We start from the raw sequence: 17,102 nt of genomic DNA, 5'->3' as shown, positions 1-17,102 counted from the left end.
TATACGAAGAGCGCGGCGTCTCTGGCGGTGTCCCGCTGCTACGCCGAGAAGAAGGCTGCAAGCTGGCGTTCCTCCGGCCGGGCGATACCGTTATCGTATCGAAGCTGGACCGTATGTTTCGCGATGCGAGAGACGCACTAAACGTGATTGCCGACTGGGAGACGGCGAACATTAATCTCATCATCAACGGCTACGGCAATGTGATGGACAAGGCCAACCCGAACGGACGCTTCATGCTAGAGATCATGGCTGTCTTCTCCGGCGAAGAGCGCCGCCGTATCAGAGAACGTGTCACCGCCGGTAAGAGAGCCAAGCGTTCGCAGGGCGGATATGTCGGTGGCAAAGTGCCATTCGGATTTAAGAAGTCGGGCACAGGCCGCAAGGCCAAGCTGCACCCAGAGCCAAACGCGCAGGACGCATTGATAACAATGAAAGCCGCACGCGTTAAAGGTCATAGCTACCGCGATATTGCTATTATCGTAGCAAAGCGTCATGGTATATCAGTTAGCCACCAAACAATCGCACGCGTAATAAGGGGAGATAAGAATGACGAAATCTGAACCAAACTTCTTTTTGGAGTTTCTGAAGAAGTACCGCGATGATCCCGTAGGGTTCGTGCGCGATATTCTAAGGACCAAGCCAGACCCGTGGCAGATCGAGTTTCTGAAAGCGATTAGCGCCGGGAACCGCCGTATCTCCGTTCGCTCAGGCCACGGTGTAGGTAAGTCAACGGCTGCAAGCTGGGCCATGCTGCATTACTTCCTGACGCGGTATCCGGTGAAGGTTGTTGTGACTGCGCCGACATCCGCACAGTTGTTCGATGCGATGTTCGCGGAACTGAAGCGATGGGTCAATGAACTGCCCGAAGTGCTGAAGGTTCTGATCGAAGTCAAGGCCGACCGTATCGAATTGAAGGCCGCATCGAGTGAAGCCTTTATCTCCGCCAGAACGAGCCGGGCGGAAACGCCCGAAGCCTTGCAAGGTATCCACGCCGACAACGTGCTGCTCGTCGCCGATGAGGCGTCCGGTATACCTGAAAGTGTGTATGAAGCCGCGTCCGGTTCTATGTCGGGCCACAATGCGACAACGCTTCTTCTCGGAAACCCAACGCGAAACACCGGATTATTCTACGACACCCACAACCGTTTGAAGGGCGAATGGAAAACATTCCACGTTAGCTGCCTCGACAGCCCACGCGTATCCGATGCGTTCGTCCGAGAGATGCAGTTGCGATACGGCGAAGACAGCCCGGCCTACCATGTCCGTGTTTTGGGTAACTTCCCGCCGCGTGAAGAAGATACGGTTATACCTGTCGAGTTGATCGACGGAGCCATGAACCGCGAGATCAAGATTGCCAAGAACACCAAGAGCGTATGGGGCTTAGACGTTGCGCGTATGGGTTCCGACGCAAGCGCACTCGCCAAGCGGCGCGGCCCAGTTGTCGAAGAGATACAGACTTGGAAAGGTCTGGACCTGATGCAGCTAACCGGCGCAGTCGTGGCCGAGTTCGAGGCGCTGACGCCATCGGAACAGCCAGTCGAGATACTGGTCGATAGCATCGGGTTAGGGGCAGGCGTGCTTGACCGTCTGCGCGAACTGGGTTTGCCAGCGCGTGGGATCAACGTTGCGGAAAGCCCCGCGCTGAAAGGAACTTACGCCAACCTACGCGCCGAGTTGTGGTTCAAGTGCAAAGGGTGGCTGGCGAACCGTGACGTTAAGATACCGAAGGACGAACAGTTGTTCGCCGAGTTGGCGTCACCGCGTTACACCTTTACCTCGTCGGGCAAGATGCAGGTGGAGAGCAAGGAGAGCATGAAGAAGCGCGGGCTTCCGTCACCCGACAAGGCGGATGCTTTATGCTTGTGCCTCGCCACGGATATATCAACCATCATGCACGGCTACTCGATGGCCAACAAGTCAGGCGCACTGCGTAGAAATATTAAGGGGGTAGTTTGACATAAATAAAAGATGTGATATATTTGTCTTGCTCGGCAGGTTTTTTCTCTCTCCCTCTCCTGCCGGGCGTCTTGGGTGCTAAGGGGTGCGCGAGGCTGTGCCGCCGGTAATAGCGACTGAATGATATGCAACTCCCATCTCATTCGAAACGCCGCCACCCTGCTTTTTTGCTTTTCCATAAACTTTAAGCTATAGGCGTCCGTAGGGAGCGTACCCGTGGAAACAAAAACTTGTCCAAAATGTGGCGAAGAGAAGCCGACTGATGACTTCTATTTCCAGAGACGCGCCTGTAAGCCGTGCGTGCGCGAAGACCAACGCCGCTTCAGAGACTCCCAGCCAGACTACAATCACGCCCGTAATCTCCAACGCCGGTACGGTCTTAGCGTCGATGAGTACCAAACACTCCTCGCCAACCAGAATTTTGCTTGCCCTATTTGCGAGGTAGAAATATCGAATACAATAGCGTATAAGGGAAAGCGACCAGTTGCCGTTGATCACAACCACGATACGGGTGATGTGCGCGGCATACTTTGTTCGATGTGTAATTTAATGCTAGGCCACGCGAGAGAAAATACCAGTATTCTTTATCGGGCCATCGTGTATTTGAGTGAGCGCGGCGCGTATGCGTCAAAGAAATAGGTTTTGGTTGCATGGTTGCGAAGCGTTTTCAAAATCCGAAGGGCGGCCTGAATGAAGCGGGACGTAGCCACTTCAAGAAGACCGAAGGGGCCAACTTGAAAGCGCCTGTTAAATCAGGGGATAATCCACGGAGGGCGTCATTCTTAGCGCGTATGGGCAATATGCCGGGGCCGGAGCGTAATGCGAAAGGCGAACCAACCCGCCTTCTCCTATCTCTGCAAGCGTGGGGTGCGTCATCTAAAGCAGACGCGAAGTCCAAAGCCAAAGCCATATCAACCCGAAACAAGGGGAAGTCAAAATGAAGAAACCTACTAAGGCCGACAAGAAAGTGGCCAAGGTCATGGGCGAGTATAAGCGCGGCACATTGCACGCTGGCGTAAATCCTAAAGGCCCTGCAAAGGCTCCCTTGGCTAAATCGCGTAAACAGGCTATAGCTATCGCCCTGTCCGAAGCTGGCAAGTCAAAAAAGAAGTAAGGCTAAAATATGGCATATCGCAATAATCGTAAGCCGACTAAGGATCAGATGGCTAAGAACAACCGTATGTATCAGGATACGGGTGTTCCCAACGCCAATTCTGAAAACGACGATAGCGAAGATATGTCCGATGAAACTTCGATGGAACTTCCCGACGGTACGGAAGTTACTATTGAAGAGCCGGAAATGGAAGACGAACAGGTAGAAGACCCTGTATCCGAAGAAGAACTCCAGAACATTATCACCGCTGAGATTGACGACGCGCAGGACTACATCGACGATGTGATCTCGCCGGAGCGTGCGCTTGCGGGCCAGTACTATAAGGGCGAACCCTTCGGCAACGAAGAGGAAGGCCGGTCGCAGGCAATGTCTATGGATGTACGGGATACTGTACAGGCCATGATGCCGTCGATCATGAAAGTATTTTTCGCGGCGAACAACGTCGTTGAGTTTGCGCCGAATGGCCCAGAAGATATTGACAGTGCGCAGCAAGCGACGGATTACGTCAACTACTGCCTGACACGCGATAACAACCTATTTAATGAATGCTACTCCACATTCAAGGACGCACTGATCCGTAAGAACGGTATCATGAAAGTTTGGTGGAATACCGAGAAGGATGTCACGACCCACTACTTCACGGGTCTGGACGAAGCTACCTTCTCGGTTCTTCAGGCCGATGAGAATATCGAAGTCAAGGACGTAGAGATTACCTACGGCCCAGTGCCGATGGTTCCACCAGAAATGATGGGCATGGAGCCTCCTCCCCCACCCGCAACATACGACTGCACCGTTGTCCGCACCACGGAGAAGGGCCGCCTGTGCGTCCAGTCCGTACCGCCCGAAGAGTTCCTGATTGACCGCCGTGCGCGCTCTATCGAGACAGCCGAATTTGTAGCCCACCGTCGCTACGTTACCGTATCCGATCTTGTAAAGATGGGCTATGATTTCGATGAGGTCCAAGACCTTGGCTACGAAACGCTCGATGACTTTGAAGGCAACCAAGAAGCCTTTGACCGTAACCCGCAAGCTTTCGTTCAGATCACAGGCCGGACAGATACGACATCTCGCAAAGTCCTTTACATCGAGGGCTATGTGTATGTTGACATGGACGGCGACGGGATCGCGGAACTTTGCCGCGTCTGCGTTGCTGGCACGGCCAACAAGATACTTCACTACGAACCCTGCGACTTTATTCCGTTCGTAGACTTCTGCCCTGATCCAGAGCCGCACACATTCTTCGGCATGTCGATTGCCGACGTGACGATGGACATTCAGCTTATCAAGTCGAATATCCTGCGTAACACGCTGGACAGCTTGGCCCAGTCTATCCACCCACGCACGGGTGTTGTCGAAGGCCAAGTCAATCTTGAAGACGTAATGAACACCGAAGTCGGTGGCATCATCCGTATGCGCGCACCGGGCATGGTGCAGCCGTTCACGATGCCGTTCGTCGGGCAGCAAGCTTTCCCGATGTTGCAGTACATGGACGAACTGCGCGAGAACCGTACAGGTATTTCCAAGGCCGCGTCTGGCCTCGATGCGAATGCGCTTCAGTCTTCGACCCGCGCTGCTGTCGCCGCCACGATTACTGCTGCGGCGCAACATATCGAACTGATCTGCCGTATCTTTGCCGAGACGGGCATGAAGGGTCTGTTCCGCAAGTCGTTGCAGCTTATCGCCAAGAACCAAGACGCTCCGCGCATGGTGCGTCTGCGCAACACGTTCGTGCCGATTGACCCACGGGTGTGGGACGCAAGCATGGATGTCGTCGTCAACGTCGCTATCGGGACTGGTAGCAACGAAGAGAAGATGGCGTTCTTAGGCCAAGTCGCTGCCAAGCAAGAGATGCTGATGCAGATGGGCGCTCCGCTGGTGGACATGCAGGGCTACTATAACACGCTGGCTCAGATGATGGCGCTGGCTGGATACAAAGACCCAACTGTATTCTTCAAAGACCCAGCCATGATGCCGCCTCCGCCACCGCCTGCGCCACCGCAGCCGACACCGGAAGAGATGCTGTCTCAGGTTCAGATGGAAGCAATTCGTGCGGACATCCAGAAGAAGGCAGCGGAACTTGAGTTGCAGCGCGAAGAAATGCTGCGCAAGGACGACCGTGAGCGCGACAAACTCGATGCCGATATGATGATTAAGGCAGCCGAGATTGAAGCCAAGTACGGCGCGCAAGTCAACACAGCCAACATCGAAGCGTTGATGCAGCGCGACCGTGAGTTGCTGCGCCAGCAGGGCGAGATGGATCGTGCGGCGGTGCAAGCTGCACAGGCCACGCAGAACGCACAGATGGCGCAGGCAGTTCAGCAAGCACAGATGCCAACCGAAATGCAACCTGAAATACCGCCGGAAGGTATGATGTAATGTATGAAGATTATTACATGCCACAGTTTGACGCGGACTATTTCAACAGCCCTGCGTTCCAACAGGACATTGCCGCTGCCATAGGGCAGTATTTCCCGCCTGTTGCTGAGCCTACCCCAACTTACGATTACCAAAGCACTACCGGCATCGCGGATATCCCTCCGTATATGGCGGAGGATTACGGCCTTATCGGAGCAATTACTAACGGGTTTACCGCGCCGCAAATATCTGCGGAGCAGTTGGCTGCCGAACAAGTAGCTGCACAACAAGCTGCCGCCGCAGAAGCCCAACGTGTTGCCGCAGCCCAAGAACTAGCTGCAAGAGCGCAAGCTGAAAGAGTTGCGGCGGAACAAGCCGCAGCCGCAGAAGCCGCCGCTCAAAGACAGCAAACCGAACTGAATGATATACGTGCGCAAGAAGCACGCGCTGCCGCTGAACGCGCCGCTCAAGAACGCGCTTTCGCGGAACAGGCTGCGGCTCAAGCTGCGGCACAGGCTCAAGCTGCGGCACAGGCTCAAGCTGCGGCACAGGCTCAAGCTGCGGCACAGGCTCAAGCTGCGGCACAGGCTCAAGCTGCGGCTGTTGCTCCAGCGCCAGAACCAGTTTACACACCAGCCGTGGAGCCTGCGACCGTTGAGGCCGCACCGTTGGCCGGACCTCTTGCCGCCCCTGTTGAAACCGCGGCTCCGGTTGCTGCACCTTTGGCGGGGCCTCTTGCGGCTCCTGTTGAAACCGCCGCACCTGTTGAAACCGCCGCACCTGTCGCGGCTCCGCTGACACCCGAACAGATGGCGGATCGAAGGGCCGCAGCCAACACGCCGCCTCGCGGAACATCTATTGTAGGCCCATACGCTGGTAAAAAAGGGCTTTCCTTTGGAGATGATAACACGTTCGATATCTACGACGAACAAGAGGTTCGCGTTGTGGACGGTAAAGGTAATGTTATCTTCAGCGGTGTTGGCGTTGAGGGCGCGAAGAGAGCGGTTGCCGTGGCCCAAAGCCTCAGTGATGACCTTGGGAAAAACGCTAACTTTAAAATACAAAAAGGCGAAAACACAATAGTCGATGGCAGCATTGGCCCAAACCGTTACATCGACGTTGCCTACGCAGCTCCGTCGCAAAGCGGTCTTGGTTTTTTAGCTGATACTGTTCTTCCGTTTGCCGCGTCATTCATTCCCGGCGTTGGCCCAGTTATCGGCGCGGCTCTTGGCTCTGCCGCCTCAAGTGCCCTACAAGGCCGTGATCTTGAAGATGCTTTAAAGCGGGCGGCTCTTGCTGGAGGCACGGCGTATGTTGGGGGCCAAGTGTTTGGGCCTGCTACGCCGGCACCCATGACCGGCGTCAACGCAGACTTAATTCCGAATGCGCTCCAAGGTCTTAACTTTGGTAGCCTTACAAGCGCAGCGATCCCTGCGGGCGTTAGTGGCGCAGCGGCCCCCATCATCGTAAACGCAGCGGGAACAGCAGCGACAAGCGCAGCGCCTAGCCTTCTTGGATCAACAGTGGGTAATGTGGTGGCCCAAGCGGCTCTACCGCAAGCAGCGCAACCCACTCCTCGGCAAGAACCCACTACGACGATGCCCGAAGAAATCGTAGTGACAAGTCGCAACGTGCCTACTGTCACGCAAGACCCCGGTCTAGGGTCCGCACTTGCCGGTCTGCCCGCTATACTCGCCCCAATGACCCCAGACCCATACCTGACTAATTACAACGAGCCTTACGCCAGTGACATTGTGGTTACAGGGAACGTGCCTACTGTCACGCAAGAACCCGCTCTGGGACCGGCACTTGCTGGCCTACCCGCTATACTCGCCCCAATGACCCCTGACTCCGCGCTTGCGGCGGAGCAGCCATCGGAAAATAAGTTTAAGTTTAACGACGTTCTCGGCACTGGTCTAAGCGTACCTCAACTCCTATCCCTCGGTGGTGTCGGGGCCGATCTTCTAAAAAACCTTCTGGCTGGCGGCGGCAGTACAGGACCGACCACGCCATATGTCTCCCCATTTGGCACGGGCGTAGGCTTTGGTACAGGCCAAGATATGCGCGCCAACCCAAACATCATAGATTATGAGCGGTATGGTTTTGGCCCAGAAGCTATGTTCTTCCAGCCGGGCTACGGCCTTCTCTCTGCGGGTGCTGCTCCCCAAGCGCAACCCATTATGGCAGCGCCGCAAGCACAGCCCGCAATGGTAACCAACCCTAGATACGAGCCGTTGATCTAATGGACCCTATTACAAAAGCTAACCACGCAAAGCGTCTTCTTGAGGATGACATTCTCAAGGAGGCATTTGCCGCAGTGGAAAAAGATATTTTTGAAGAGTGGCGTATGTCAGCACATACTGACTATAGCGGACGCTCTGACATATTTCACACGCTCAAAGGACTTGAGCGGTTGAAAGCCCGCCTACAGGCAATTCTTGATGACGGCCTAGTCGCCCAATCGAGGAGTTAACATTTAACAAAGAAGGTGCTATATGACGGAACAAGTCGGCAACCCCAGTGCAGGGATCGGCCTCCACGAAGCAACACTAGCCATCGACCAATTGCTTGGCCCTGATGAGGACACCCAAGACGAGGCCGAGGCGCAAGAGCCTGAAGAGGCTCAGGACGACGCGGAAGAAACTGAAGCCGAGGATTACTCGGAAGAAGATGAAGACGAACAGTCTGACCCGGATGAAGAGGACGACAACGAAGAGGTTATCGAACAGGAACTTCCTGACGATCTAACCATCAAGGTTAAACTTGACGGTGAAGAAACGGAAGTCACCCTTGACGAACTTCGGAAAGGTTATTCTCGTTATTCGGATTACACACGGAAAACTCAGGCATTAGCCGAAGAACGCAAGTCGTTCCAAGGCGAAGCCGAAGCGATCCGAATGGAACGCGCTCAATACGCGGAACTGCTACCTGCGCTTAAAGCGCAACTTGAGGTACAGTCCGAGGCTGAGCCTGATTGGGACAATCTTTATAATGAAGACCCCATTGAGGCGGCGCGGTTAGAACGGCATTGGAATAAGTCTCGTCAGGAACGAGCCGCTAAACTTCAGGCTATTAATACTGAACAGCAGCGGATTGCTCAAGAGATGACCAAAGAGCAACAGCGGGCATTGGCTGACATTGTGCAGTCAGAGCGCGCCAAACTCACCGAAGTCATTCCGGAATGGAAAGACGAAGGTACAATGCAAAGCGAAGCTAAGGAACTTCGTGAATGGGCTATAAACAATGGGTTTAGTGAACGCGACCTAAGCGCACTTGTTCAAGCCAGTCACGTCGCAATCCTTCGCAAAGCTATGATGTTTGATAAGGGTTCGAAGAAAGTGGAAAAAGTGAAGGCCCAGCCAAAGAAGGTTGCCCGGATCGTTCGCCCCGGTTCTTCAGGAACTCAAGTCAATAACCGTTCTTCCGATGTAAAGAAAGCGTCCCAGCGCCTTGCGCGTACAGGCCGTGTTGCAGACGCAGCGGCCTTGTTGGATAAACTCATTTAATAAGGATTTGAACTAATGGCTATTGTAGCAAATACATTTACCCGGTACTCCGCTATCGGTATTCGTGAAGACTTGTCGAACGTTATCTATAACATCTCGCCAGAAGAAACCCCGTTCATTTCGAACATCGGCCGCGAGAGCGTCAAGAACACCTACTACGAATGGCAGACAGACGTTTTGGCTGCGGCCTCAGCTTCTAACGCCGCGCTTGAAGGTGACGACATTTCTTCGTTCACTGCTGTTACGCCAACCGCTCGCGTTGGTAACTACACGCAGATCAGTACGAAGAACGTCGTAATCTCCGGTACGCTTGAAGCAGTCGATAAGGCTGGTCGTCGTAACGAAATGACCTATCAGCTTGCAAAGCTGGGTTCGGAACTGAAGCGCGACATGGAAAGCGCATTGCTTGCCAACCAAGCTTCGGTTGCTGGTAACACCACAACTGCACGTCGTACTGCTGGTCTGCCTGCGTGGTTGACTTCGAACACCTCGTTCGGTTCAGGTGGTGCGAACCCAACTGTTGGCTCGACCCCAACTGCTGCTCGTACCGATGGTACGCAGCGTGCGTTCACGGAAACACTGTTGAAGGGTGTTATCCAGAGCGTCTGGACTTCGGGTGGTACGCCTAAGATGCTGATGGTTGGTCCGTTCAACAAGACGGTCGCTTCCGGTTTCACAGGTATCGCCACACGTTTCCGTGACGTTCCTGCTGGCCAGCAGGCGCAAATCATCGGCGCAGCCGACGTTTATGTGTCTGACTTCGGTACGGTCAACATCGTTCCTAACCGCTTCCAGCGCGACCGCGATGCGTTCATCGTCGATCCTGACTACGCATCGTTGGCAGTTCTTCGTCCAATCCAGAAGATGGACTTGGCGAAAACTGGTGACGCCGAGAAGGCTCTGTTGCTTGTTGAGTACGGTCTGAAGGTGAACAACCAAGCCGCTCACGGTATCGTAGCTGACTTGACCACTTCGTAAGAAGGTCTATCTGGGTGAGGGGGCATAGTGCCCCCTCATCTAACTATTGAGGGTTTTATGACTAAACGCCTTATCAACGACGATGCTTTCACAGGCGTCAAAACTTTTTACGATTATGATGCCGGTAAGGACGAAGCGATCATCTCGAAAGAGCAAGACGTTTCAGCAATCATCGAGCAGAACAAACGCGAATTTAACGATGCGCCCGAACGCTGGGGTGAGTGGACAAAGGTTGGCAGCATCCCGATTTCAGTGTATTATGAACTTGAGCGCCAAGGTATAACTAAAGACCAAGAGGCGATGAAGAAGTGGCTGAACGATCCTGACAATCGTTACTTCCGCACAAGGCCGGGGACTGTTTAATGGCGATTACGACGTATTCAGAGTTGAGGACCGCAGTCGCCGATTGGCTCAACCGATCCGATCTGACGGCTGCTATTCCGAACTTCATCTCGCTTGCTGAAGCGCAGATGAGCCGCCAAATCCGTCACCGCAAGATGGTGACGCGGGCGACCGCAACTATGGATACGCCGTACTTTGCTGTTCCTGCTGACTGGAAAGAAACAATCCGGTTCCAGTTGAACACAAACCCTATCACGCCGCTGCTCTACGTCACGCCCGAACAGCTTCTCGAAGACAGCTACTCCTACAGTTCCGCAGGCCAACCGCTGTTCTTCACGACCGTTGGCCAGCAGTTTGAAGTTCTGCCGCAACCCGATGGGTCTTATGACGCGGAACTTCTTTACTACGCCAAGCTGACGCCATTGTCTGACGCAGCGCCGACTAACTGGCTTCTGACTGAAAGCCCAGACATCTACCTGTATGGCACGCTGGCTCAGTCCGCGCCGTACTTGAAGGAAGATGAACGCACCGCCATCTGGACTTCTTTGTACGAGAAGTTGGTAGAAGATATGCGCATCGCCGACGAGCGTGCCCGCATTGGTTCGTCTAAACTGAAACCCCGCATAAGGACATTCGGATGAGTTTTTCCAATTATCTTGAGAACAAGGTTCTCGGTCATGTGTTCGGTGCAACGCCTTACACCGCGCCTTCTACTTTGTATGTCGGCTTGTTTACGTCTGATCCGGGCGAAGGCGGCGGAGGCACGGAAGTTTCTGGTGGCTCCTATGCTCGCCAAACGATTGCGTTCACAGTAACGGCCAATCAGGCGTCCAACACGGCGGCTGTTGAGTTCCCGACTGCAAGCGCATCTTGGGGCACAGTGACCTATGCTGCGGTCTTCGACGCTGTTTCTAGCGGCAATATGCTTGCCTATGGTGCGTTGACCACAAGCAAGACGATTGCAAGCGGTGACGTTCTCCGTATTCCTGCGGGCGACTTCGACATCAATCTGGACTAAGTAGATGGCTGGCTACGGCAGCGGTCTATACGGACGCGGTAATTATGGGATAGACCCCAAAGAGGCGTCTATCACCGTCAATGCCGCGTCTAGTGCTGCCGTCTCCGCGCAACGCATTCTGCTGGCCGCTGTCTCCAGCACAGCCTCATCATCGACGACGGTCACCGCGCAGAAGGTTAATCTCGCTGCGGTAACGGCCAGCGCCACATCGAGCGCGTCTGTCACTGTTAACCGCGTGCAGAACGCCGCTGTGACTTCTACGGCAACGTCTAGCGTATCGGTGGCAGCGACTCGTGTTCAGTTCGCTTCATGCGCGATCAACGCCGTTTCTAGCGTCACGGTGTCCTTGCAGGGCGTGTTCCTTGTCAGCATCACGACGAACGCAGCCTCATCGGCAAGCGTGTCTGTGGTTCGCAAGACGCCGACATCTGTTGTCTGCAACGCCCAATCTAGCGTCACGATTAACGCCACAAAGAAGTGGGAGCCGCAGCCAATCACGCCGGAAACGTGGACTGCGGAGACTGATACATCTGAGACTTGGACACCCGTCGAAGCGATTGCAGAAACTTGGACACCGCAATCAATAACAAACGAGACATGGACGCCAATTTCTGATACAGCAGAAATATGGCAGCAAGCTGCGTGAGGACTTAAATGGCTGATACAACCACAACAAACCTTGGATTAACGAAACCTGAAGTCGGCGCGTCCGCCGATACTTGGGGGACAAAGGTTAATACCGATCTCGATTTAGTCGATGCTCTCTTTGCCGCCAATGGCACAGGGACATCCGTTGGCTTAAATGTCGGTTCGGGCAAAACGCTGGCCATCGCGGGCAACGTGTCCGCCAATGGCGCGACGATCAGCCCAACCGAACTCAGCTATCTTGATACTGTTTCTTCAAACATTCAGACGCAGCTTAACGCCAAAGAGCCGACGATCACGACGTTAGGCGTCGCCAAGGGCGGCACGGGAGCCTCAACGCTTGCGTCTGGTTATCTGGTCAAGGGCAACGGCACATCGGCTGTTAGCGCGTCTGTAGTGTACGACACTGGCACGAACGTCGGGATTGGCACAGCTTCGCCAAGCTATAGGTTACAGGTAAATGGTAGCGCGAGTGCCTTGCGCGTTGACGGCACAAACACTGGCACAGATGTGCTTGCTTCTTTTGCAGGTCGCGGAGTAATTGGGGTTGACGCCCCCGGTGTAGCTAATGGTCGCTTTATTCTTACTGATAGCGGCAACATCGGGATCGGCACAGCTTCGCCACAAGCAAAACTACATTTGCTAGATACAAATGCTGTTTATATCCAACTCACTGACAGCGCCGATGGGGCCAGCCGGGTTGGGCAGAACGGTACGGCAATGACGTTCGGTGTCGATGGTGGTAATGGTACGACCGAACGTATGCGCATCAACTCCAGCGGCCAAGTAGGGATTGGTACGAGTTCGCCAGCGAGTAGGCTTACAGTAAATAGTGGTGCTGCTGGCATGGTTTCTAACTTCACTGACGGTGTTGCGCAGGGCTTGGCGCTGGTGACGGGCACTGGTTACTTCGGTTTCTACAACCCTAACTACGGCGTGATTACGTTCCGTGACGGCTCTAATGGTGCGGAGAATGTGCGCATCACAGACAGCGGCAACGTCGGGATTGGTACGAGTTCGCCAAACGTAGCGGGTGTATCTAAGGCGGTCACAGTCAACACCACCAACGGCTCGTCTGGAGCAATTTACGAAATCGCGGTAAACGGTACGAACCACGCCTATCTGTTTGCCAACGCAAGCAACACGGTTCTGAGTAGTGTTCAGGCTCTCCCCTTGCTATTCAGCACAACTAACACAGAACGTATGCGCATCACCAGCAGCGGCGACGTCGGGATTGGTATAAGTTCGCCTGTAGTTACCACGGTGCAACCGGGGTCTATAACAGCGAACGGAGTTCTTGCGGTTAAAAGTTACCTTTCGTCGCACCAAAACGACGTAGGCATTATCGAATATAACACCGGAAAGATGACGTTACGCCCGTATGGAGCAACCGCAGGATCGGGCTATCTTGCGTTCAACACCGGAGGCGGCGGTGGTTCTGGTGACGCAGAGCGCGCCCGCATCGACAGCAGCGGTAACTTGCTGGTGGGGACGACAGCGACAGCATCTTACTTTGACGGCAAGCTGAATGTTGCAGGCTACTCATGCTTTAAGGTGTCAGGCAGCAGCATCACACCCGTGCAGATAATCTGGAATAATGCGGACAGCGGAGATAACGAATTTATTTCGTTCTTCACAAACAGTGGCGCAACTTTCCGGGGCGGGATTACATATAACCGCACTGCGGGTATAACTGCGTATAACACCACTTCTGATTATCGAGCCAAAGATATTCTTGGCCCGGTAACAGACGTGGGTGAAACGATTGACGCGCTCAAGGTCTACAGCGGTAAGATGAAAGGCGCGACGATTGCCCGCCCAATGCTTGTCGCTCACGAAGCGCAAGAAGTTGTGCCTTACGCAGTCACGGGCGAGAAGGATGCCGTCAACGAGGATGGAACTGACAAGTACCAGCAGATGGATCACCAGTCATTCATCCCGCTCCTCATCGCAGAAATTCAATCACTCCGCGCCCGCGTGGCACAACTAGAAGGAAAGTAAAATGGAAACCACTTGGAAAGTATCGCAGCTTGACTGCTACCCAGAGTTTGATGGTAACGCTGACATTGTGTTCACCGTGCATTGGTCGGTTGCCGCACAGGACGGCGAGTTCTCTGGTTACAGCTACGGCTCACAATCCCTAACGCTCGATCCAGAAGCGACCTTCACACCATTCGCCAGCCTGACCGAAGCGCAGGTAATCGGTTGGGTACACGCTGCAATGGGCGAAGAAGCTGTCGCCGCAGTTGAAGCAAGCCTTGTAACTCAAATCGAGAACGCCAAGAACCCGCCAGTTGTTAATCCACCTCTTCCTTGGGGCTAAAGGAAAAGCACGATGGATACCAGCTTCGGCCTTGATACCCTTCTAACTGTAGTCGCTGGTGTCTTCGGACTTATTGGCGTGTGGACGCAGTTGAGCAATCGTCTCGCAATTCTTGAGACGAAGCTAGACTACGGCGAGGAAAAGTTCAACGCCATCGACAAGAAGTTTGACGAGGTGATGATGCACCTCCGCCGGATTGAAGACAAGCTGGATCATAAGGCAGATCGGTAATGAAGTGGTTTCTGCTACCCCTTGCGGCTTTGGCCCTCATGGGTTGCGAAGACCGCTATCGTTACGACTGCCAAGACCCAGCGAACTGGCAGGAGGATATTTGCAAGAAGCCCAAATGTGTAGCTATGGGCTACTGCACGGAGTGGTTGATAAATACAGGTGAGAACGAATTTGTCGAAGAAGGTTAAATACTGGTCGCCGGAGGAACTGCTGCGTTTCATCGTCGGCGTCGTGCTTTCGTTTACGCTTATGTTTATCGTGGCGACGGTGTTGTATTCGCTGATATTTGTATCGCAGCCGATGGAGGGCCAATCCCCCAACGACGCGGAATTTTTTAAGCTAATTAACCCGATAGCTACGTTTATCGTTGGGGCATTGGCTGGGCTTATGGCGGGGCAGGGCAATGGCTCTATGAAACCCAAGAAGCCAGACGAAGGAGAAGATAATGAGTTTCCTCAATAGTTTTGAAAGCAAGCAAGACGGCGTGAACGACACCGTTGAGTTTGTTGTGCGCGTGGCCATCGTCACGCTGTCGGCAGTTATCCTTGTTGTTGTGCTGACACTGGCCGTAGGTCTGTTTGTTCCCAACGACGTTGTTGATAGCACGGCCATCATTGAGATGATTAACCCTGCGTTCCAGACCATCATCGGTGCATTCGTCGGCCTGCTGGGCGGGCTGAGCCTCAACGCCAATGCGCGTGACAAAGAGCCTGAGCCGGAGCCAGAAGCCCCCAAGCCATACAGCGATCCGAACGCCACAGTCTTTATCGATGAGCCTGAAGAGGACGAAGACGACGAGATGGAGCCGTGGGAAAAGTATCGCAACGACCTACGCTATGACGCCAATGGCGACGGCGTAGTTGACGAAAACGACTTCCCTGATTGGCGGGGGGCTGGCAGATGAGCCTTGTTGAACTGCAAAAGAAGATCGGAGTAACGGCAGATGGCGCATTCGGTCCGGGTACTTTTAGGAAAGCTGCGGCTTTTTATAAGCTATCACCTGATCGTGCTGCACATTTCTTTGCTCAAACTGCGCATGAAAGCGGCGGCTTCAAAGCATTCTCGGAGAATTTGAACTATGGCGCAAAAGGACTTCGCAGCATTTTTAGGAAGTATTTCCCTACTGATGCAATGGCTAAAGCGTATGAACGCCAGCCAAAAAAGATTGCTAATCGGGTATACGCAAATCGCATGGGCAATGGTGATGAAGCGTCTGGGGATGGCTGGAAGTTCCGTGGACGTGGCGCTCTCCAACTTACTGGAAAAGCAAATTACCAAGCTTTCGCAAGCTACATCGGACGACCCCAAATAATGGATAACCCCGACCTTGTGTCGGGTGAACTGTGTTTTGAGAGCGCGTTGTGGTTCTTTGACAAGAACAAATTGTGGGGCATCTGCGATCAAGGCGTCGGCGACGGCGCAATCCTCGCGCTGACGAAGCGCATTAACGGTGGCACGCACGGCCTTGATGACCGCAAGGCCAAGACGAAGAAGTACGCCGCATGGCTTTGATGCCCAACTCAATCCTGTTATATGCCGTTGGCGGTGCGCTTATTCTTGGTGCGGCCTCTGGATATAAAGTCCGTGACTGGCAGTGCGATGCCGCATATGCAAAGGCGCTGGAAAAAGCTGAGAAGCTACGGGCCAAAAAACAAGAGGTAGTAGATAATGTTTCGCAAACCTACGAATACGAACGAGATCAAGCCAATGTCGTGGCAACCGAACGAACCAACACTATTCGTGAAATATACAAAACGGTTCCTGCCACCCCTGCTGATTGCGCTGCTCCTGATGCTGTGCGCGGGTTGCTCGAAAGCGGTGTCCGTGACGCCAATGCCGCTTCCTCCGGCAAACCTAGCAGCGAAGTGTCCGACTCTGAGTAATCCGCCACTGGTGCTGATCGACCCTGAGCGGGCGCTTTGGGAAGCCGACATCATTGCAAAGTACACGGATTGTAGTGTAAAGCATCGCTTGACAGTTCAAGCATGGGAAGAGGCTGTAAAAATCCCAAATAAGTGATATAAGAACTTTAGTCTTACGCACAGGTAATTAAATGGCGCTTATCCCTATCAGTATCCCGCCGGGTGTTTACCGCAACGGAACCGAACTTGACAGTTCTGGCCGGTGGTATGACGTGAACCTTGTGCGCTGGGTTGAGGGGATGATGCGTCCCGTCGGCGGGTGGCAGGAACGAACCACAACCGCTCTTACCGGTAAAGCCCGTGGCATGATTGCATGGCGCTCTAACAACAGCACCCGCTACATCTCCGTCGGTACGCACTCGAAGCTTTACGCTATTACACAGTCCAGTGTGATTGTGGACATCACGCCTGTCGGTTTTGTTCCCGGCAACCCGAATGCGTCTGTTGGCGGTGGCTATGGCGTTGGCCTCTACAGTGCTGGCTTCTACGGCACGCCACGCCCAGACGTTGGCGTTGTTACCCCGGCCACGACATGGACGCTGGATACATGGGGCGAGTATCTCGTCGGCTGCTCAAACTTTGACGGCAAGATTTATGAGTGGCAGTTGGATACGACAACGCCGACAAAGGCTGCTGTCGTAACGAACGCGCCAACATCTAACACGGGCGTTCTTGTCACAAACGAACGCTCGATGTTTGCTCTTGGTGCATC

Annotated in this window: 22 protein-coding genes; all 22 read left to right on the top strand. The window is 53.9% G+C overall.

All coding sequences use genetic code 11. The features are described from left to right. The coding region (locus ACIQ0Q_RS09620) for a recombinase family protein (protein WP_395772718.1) at positions 1–560 on the top strand (560 nt) is incomplete at its 5' end. After that, positions 547–1,956, top strand: coding sequence for a terminase large subunit domain-containing protein (locus ACIQ0Q_RS09615; RefSeq protein WP_395772717.1), 1,410 nt, complete (start codon positions 547–549; stop codon positions 1,954–1,956). The genes ACIQ0Q_RS09620 and ACIQ0Q_RS09615, both read left to right, overlap by 14 nt. A 216-nt stretch (positions 1,957–2,172) precedes the next feature. Next, positions 2,173–2,595 carry an endonuclease VII domain-containing protein gene (locus tag ACIQ0Q_RS09610; RefSeq protein ID WP_395772716.1) on the top strand — a complete coding sequence of 141 codons (423 nt, stop codon included), beginning with the start codon at positions 2,173–2,175 and terminating at the stop codon, positions 2,593–2,595. A gap of 11 nt (positions 2,596–2,606) precedes the next feature. Beyond that, positions 2,607–2,897 (top strand): DUF6321 domain-containing protein, encoded by a 291-nt coding sequence (locus tag ACIQ0Q_RS09605; protein ID WP_395772715.1) that lies wholly within the window; start codon positions 2,607–2,609, stop codon positions 2,895–2,897. Further along, complete coding sequence (locus tag ACIQ0Q_RS09600) at positions 2,894–3,070, top strand: DUF6496 domain-containing protein (RefSeq protein ID WP_395772714.1); 177 nt, start codon at positions 2,894–2,896, stop codon at positions 3,068–3,070. Before ACIQ0Q_RS09605 ends, ACIQ0Q_RS09600 begins: the two co-directional genes overlap by 4 nt. Before the next feature lie 48 nt (positions 3,071–3,118). Next, complete coding sequence (locus tag ACIQ0Q_RS09595; RefSeq protein ID WP_395772713.1) at positions 3,119–5,446, top strand: hypothetical protein; 2,328 nt, start codon at positions 3,119–3,121, stop codon at positions 5,444–5,446. Beyond that, entirely contained in the window at positions 5,446–7,668 is a 2,223-nt protein-coding gene (locus tag ACIQ0Q_RS09590; RefSeq protein WP_395772712.1) for a hypothetical protein, read from the top strand. The genes ACIQ0Q_RS09595 and ACIQ0Q_RS09590 overlap by 1 nt, the downstream gene beginning before the upstream one ends. Beyond that, complete coding sequence (locus ACIQ0Q_RS09585) at positions 7,668–7,898, top strand: hypothetical protein (RefSeq protein ID WP_395772711.1); 231 nt, start codon at positions 7,668–7,670, stop codon at positions 7,896–7,898. Before ACIQ0Q_RS09590 ends, ACIQ0Q_RS09585 begins: the two co-directional genes overlap by 1 nt. 22 nt (positions 7,899–7,920) lie before the next feature. Further along, entirely contained in the window at positions 7,921–8,931 is a 1,011-nt protein-coding gene (locus ACIQ0Q_RS09580) for a hypothetical protein (protein WP_395772710.1), read from the top strand. 15 nt (positions 8,932–8,946) lie between these two features. Continuing rightward, complete coding sequence (locus tag ACIQ0Q_RS09575) at positions 8,947–9,909, top strand: DUF5309 domain-containing protein (RefSeq protein WP_395772709.1); 963 nt, start codon at positions 8,947–8,949, stop codon at positions 9,907–9,909. A gap of 57 nt (positions 9,910–9,966) precedes the next feature. After that, positions 9,967–10,272 (top strand): hypothetical protein, encoded by a 306-nt coding sequence (locus tag ACIQ0Q_RS09570; RefSeq protein ID WP_395772708.1) that lies wholly within the window; start codon positions 9,967–9,969, stop codon positions 10,270–10,272. Continuing rightward, entirely contained in the window at positions 10,272–10,892 is a 621-nt protein-coding gene (locus tag ACIQ0Q_RS09565; RefSeq protein ID WP_395772707.1) for a hypothetical protein, read from the top strand. Before ACIQ0Q_RS09570 ends, ACIQ0Q_RS09565 begins: the two co-directional genes overlap by 1 nt. Next, a complete protein-coding gene (locus ACIQ0Q_RS09560; RefSeq protein ID WP_395772706.1) occupies positions 10,889–11,269 on the top strand; it encodes a hypothetical protein in 381 nt (126 codons plus the stop codon). The genes ACIQ0Q_RS09565 and ACIQ0Q_RS09560 overlap by 4 nt, the downstream gene beginning before the upstream one ends. 4 nt (positions 11,270–11,273) lie before the next feature. After that, complete coding sequence (locus ACIQ0Q_RS09555) at positions 11,274–11,915, top strand: hypothetical protein (protein WP_395772705.1); 642 nt, start codon at positions 11,274–11,276, stop codon at positions 11,913–11,915. Between the two features lie 8 nt (positions 11,916–11,923). Continuing rightward, positions 11,924–13,915: a hypothetical protein gene (locus ACIQ0Q_RS09550; protein WP_395772704.1), complete on the top strand. Its 1,992-nt coding sequence runs from the start codon at positions 11,924–11,926 to the stop codon at positions 13,913–13,915. A gap of 1 nt (position 13,916) precedes the next feature. Further along, positions 13,917–14,237, top strand: coding sequence for a hypothetical protein (locus ACIQ0Q_RS09545; protein ID WP_395772703.1), 321 nt, complete (start codon positions 13,917–13,919; stop codon positions 14,235–14,237). Positions 14,238–14,249: 12 nt separating this feature from the next. Continuing rightward, positions 14,250–14,468 carry a hypothetical protein gene (locus tag ACIQ0Q_RS09540; protein WP_395772702.1) on the top strand — a complete coding sequence of 73 codons (219 nt, stop codon included), beginning with the start codon at positions 14,250–14,252 and terminating at the stop codon, positions 14,466–14,468. A gap of 171 nt (positions 14,469–14,639) precedes the next feature. Continuing rightward, a complete protein-coding gene (locus ACIQ0Q_RS09535) occupies positions 14,640–14,930 on the top strand; it encodes a hypothetical protein (RefSeq protein ID WP_395772701.1) in 291 nt (96 codons plus the stop codon). Beyond that, on the top strand, positions 14,914–15,372 hold the full coding sequence (locus ACIQ0Q_RS09530) for a hypothetical protein (RefSeq protein ID WP_395772700.1): 459 nt from the start codon (positions 14,914–14,916) through the stop codon (positions 15,370–15,372). Before ACIQ0Q_RS09535 ends, ACIQ0Q_RS09530 begins: the two co-directional genes overlap by 17 nt. Next, positions 15,369–15,980, top strand: a complete 612-nt coding sequence (locus ACIQ0Q_RS09525; RefSeq protein ID WP_395772699.1) for a glycoside hydrolase family 19 protein — start codon at positions 15,369–15,371, stop codon at positions 15,978–15,980. Before ACIQ0Q_RS09530 ends, ACIQ0Q_RS09525 begins: the two co-directional genes overlap by 4 nt. Further along, positions 15,971–16,351 carry a hypothetical protein gene (locus ACIQ0Q_RS09520; RefSeq protein ID WP_395772698.1) on the top strand — a complete coding sequence of 127 codons (381 nt, stop codon included), beginning with the start codon at positions 15,971–15,973 and terminating at the stop codon, positions 16,349–16,351. The genes ACIQ0Q_RS09525 and ACIQ0Q_RS09520 overlap by 10 nt, the downstream gene beginning before the upstream one ends. 170 nt (positions 16,352–16,521) lie before the next feature. Further along, positions 16,522–17,102: hypothetical protein (locus tag ACIQ0Q_RS09515; protein WP_395772697.1), on the top strand; the 581-nt coding region annotated here is incomplete at its 3' end.

The organism is Arenimonas sp. (assembly GCF_044348765.1).
Classification (GTDB): domain Bacteria; phylum Pseudomonadota; class Gammaproteobacteria; order Xanthomonadales; family Xanthomonadaceae; genus Arenimonas.
The sequence above is the reverse complement of the archived record's forward strand: the minus strand, read 5'-3'. Positions and strand labels throughout refer to the sequence as shown.

Coding starts and splice junctions, on each gene's coding strand:
- ACIQ0Q_RS09550 (WP_395772704.1), top strand. CDS start 11,924: ATGGCTGATACAACCACAACAAACCTTGGATTAACGAAACCTGAAGTC.
- ACIQ0Q_RS09600 (WP_395772714.1), top strand. CDS start 2,894: ATGAAGAAACCTACTAAGGCCGACAAGAAAGTGGCCAAGGTCATGGGC.
- ACIQ0Q_RS09565 (WP_395772707.1), top strand. CDS start 10,272: ATGGCGATTACGACGTATTCAGAGTTGAGGACCGCAGTCGCCGATTGG.
- ACIQ0Q_RS09570 (WP_395772708.1), top strand. CDS start 9,967: ATGACTAAACGCCTTATCAACGACGATGCTTTCACAGGCGTCAAAACT.
- ACIQ0Q_RS09530 (WP_395772700.1), top strand. CDS start 14,914: ATGAGTTTCCTCAATAGTTTTGAAAGCAAGCAAGACGGCGTGAACGAC.
- ACIQ0Q_RS09590 (WP_395772712.1), top strand. CDS start 5,446: ATGTATGAAGATTATTACATGCCACAGTTTGACGCGGACTATTTCAAC.
- ACIQ0Q_RS09525 (WP_395772699.1), top strand. CDS start 15,369: ATGAGCCTTGTTGAACTGCAAAAGAAGATCGGAGTAACGGCAGATGGC.
- ACIQ0Q_RS09585 (WP_395772711.1), top strand. CDS start 7,668: ATGGACCCTATTACAAAAGCTAACCACGCAAAGCGTCTTCTTGAGGAT.
- ACIQ0Q_RS09540 (WP_395772702.1), top strand. CDS start 14,250: ATGGATACCAGCTTCGGCCTTGATACCCTTCTAACTGTAGTCGCTGGT.
- ACIQ0Q_RS09615 (WP_395772717.1), top strand. CDS start 547: ATGACGAAATCTGAACCAAACTTCTTTTTGGAGTTTCTGAAGAAGTAC.
- ACIQ0Q_RS09545 (WP_395772703.1), top strand. CDS start 13,917: ATGGAAACCACTTGGAAAGTATCGCAGCTTGACTGCTACCCAGAGTTT.
- ACIQ0Q_RS09520 (WP_395772698.1), top strand. CDS start 15,971: ATGGCTTTGATGCCCAACTCAATCCTGTTATATGCCGTTGGCGGTGCG.
- ACIQ0Q_RS09580 (WP_395772710.1), top strand. CDS start 7,921: ATGACGGAACAAGTCGGCAACCCCAGTGCAGGGATCGGCCTCCACGAA.
- ACIQ0Q_RS09555 (WP_395772705.1), top strand. CDS start 11,274: ATGGCTGGCTACGGCAGCGGTCTATACGGACGCGGTAATTATGGGATA.
- ACIQ0Q_RS09575 (WP_395772709.1), top strand. CDS start 8,947: ATGGCTATTGTAGCAAATACATTTACCCGGTACTCCGCTATCGGTATT.
- ACIQ0Q_RS09595 (WP_395772713.1), top strand. CDS start 3,119: ATGGCTAAGAACAACCGTATGTATCAGGATACGGGTGTTCCCAACGCC.
- ACIQ0Q_RS09605 (WP_395772715.1), top strand. CDS start 2,607: ATGGTTGCGAAGCGTTTTCAAAATCCGAAGGGCGGCCTGAATGAAGCG.
- ACIQ0Q_RS09560 (WP_395772706.1), top strand. CDS start 10,889: ATGAGTTTTTCCAATTATCTTGAGAACAAGGTTCTCGGTCATGTGTTC.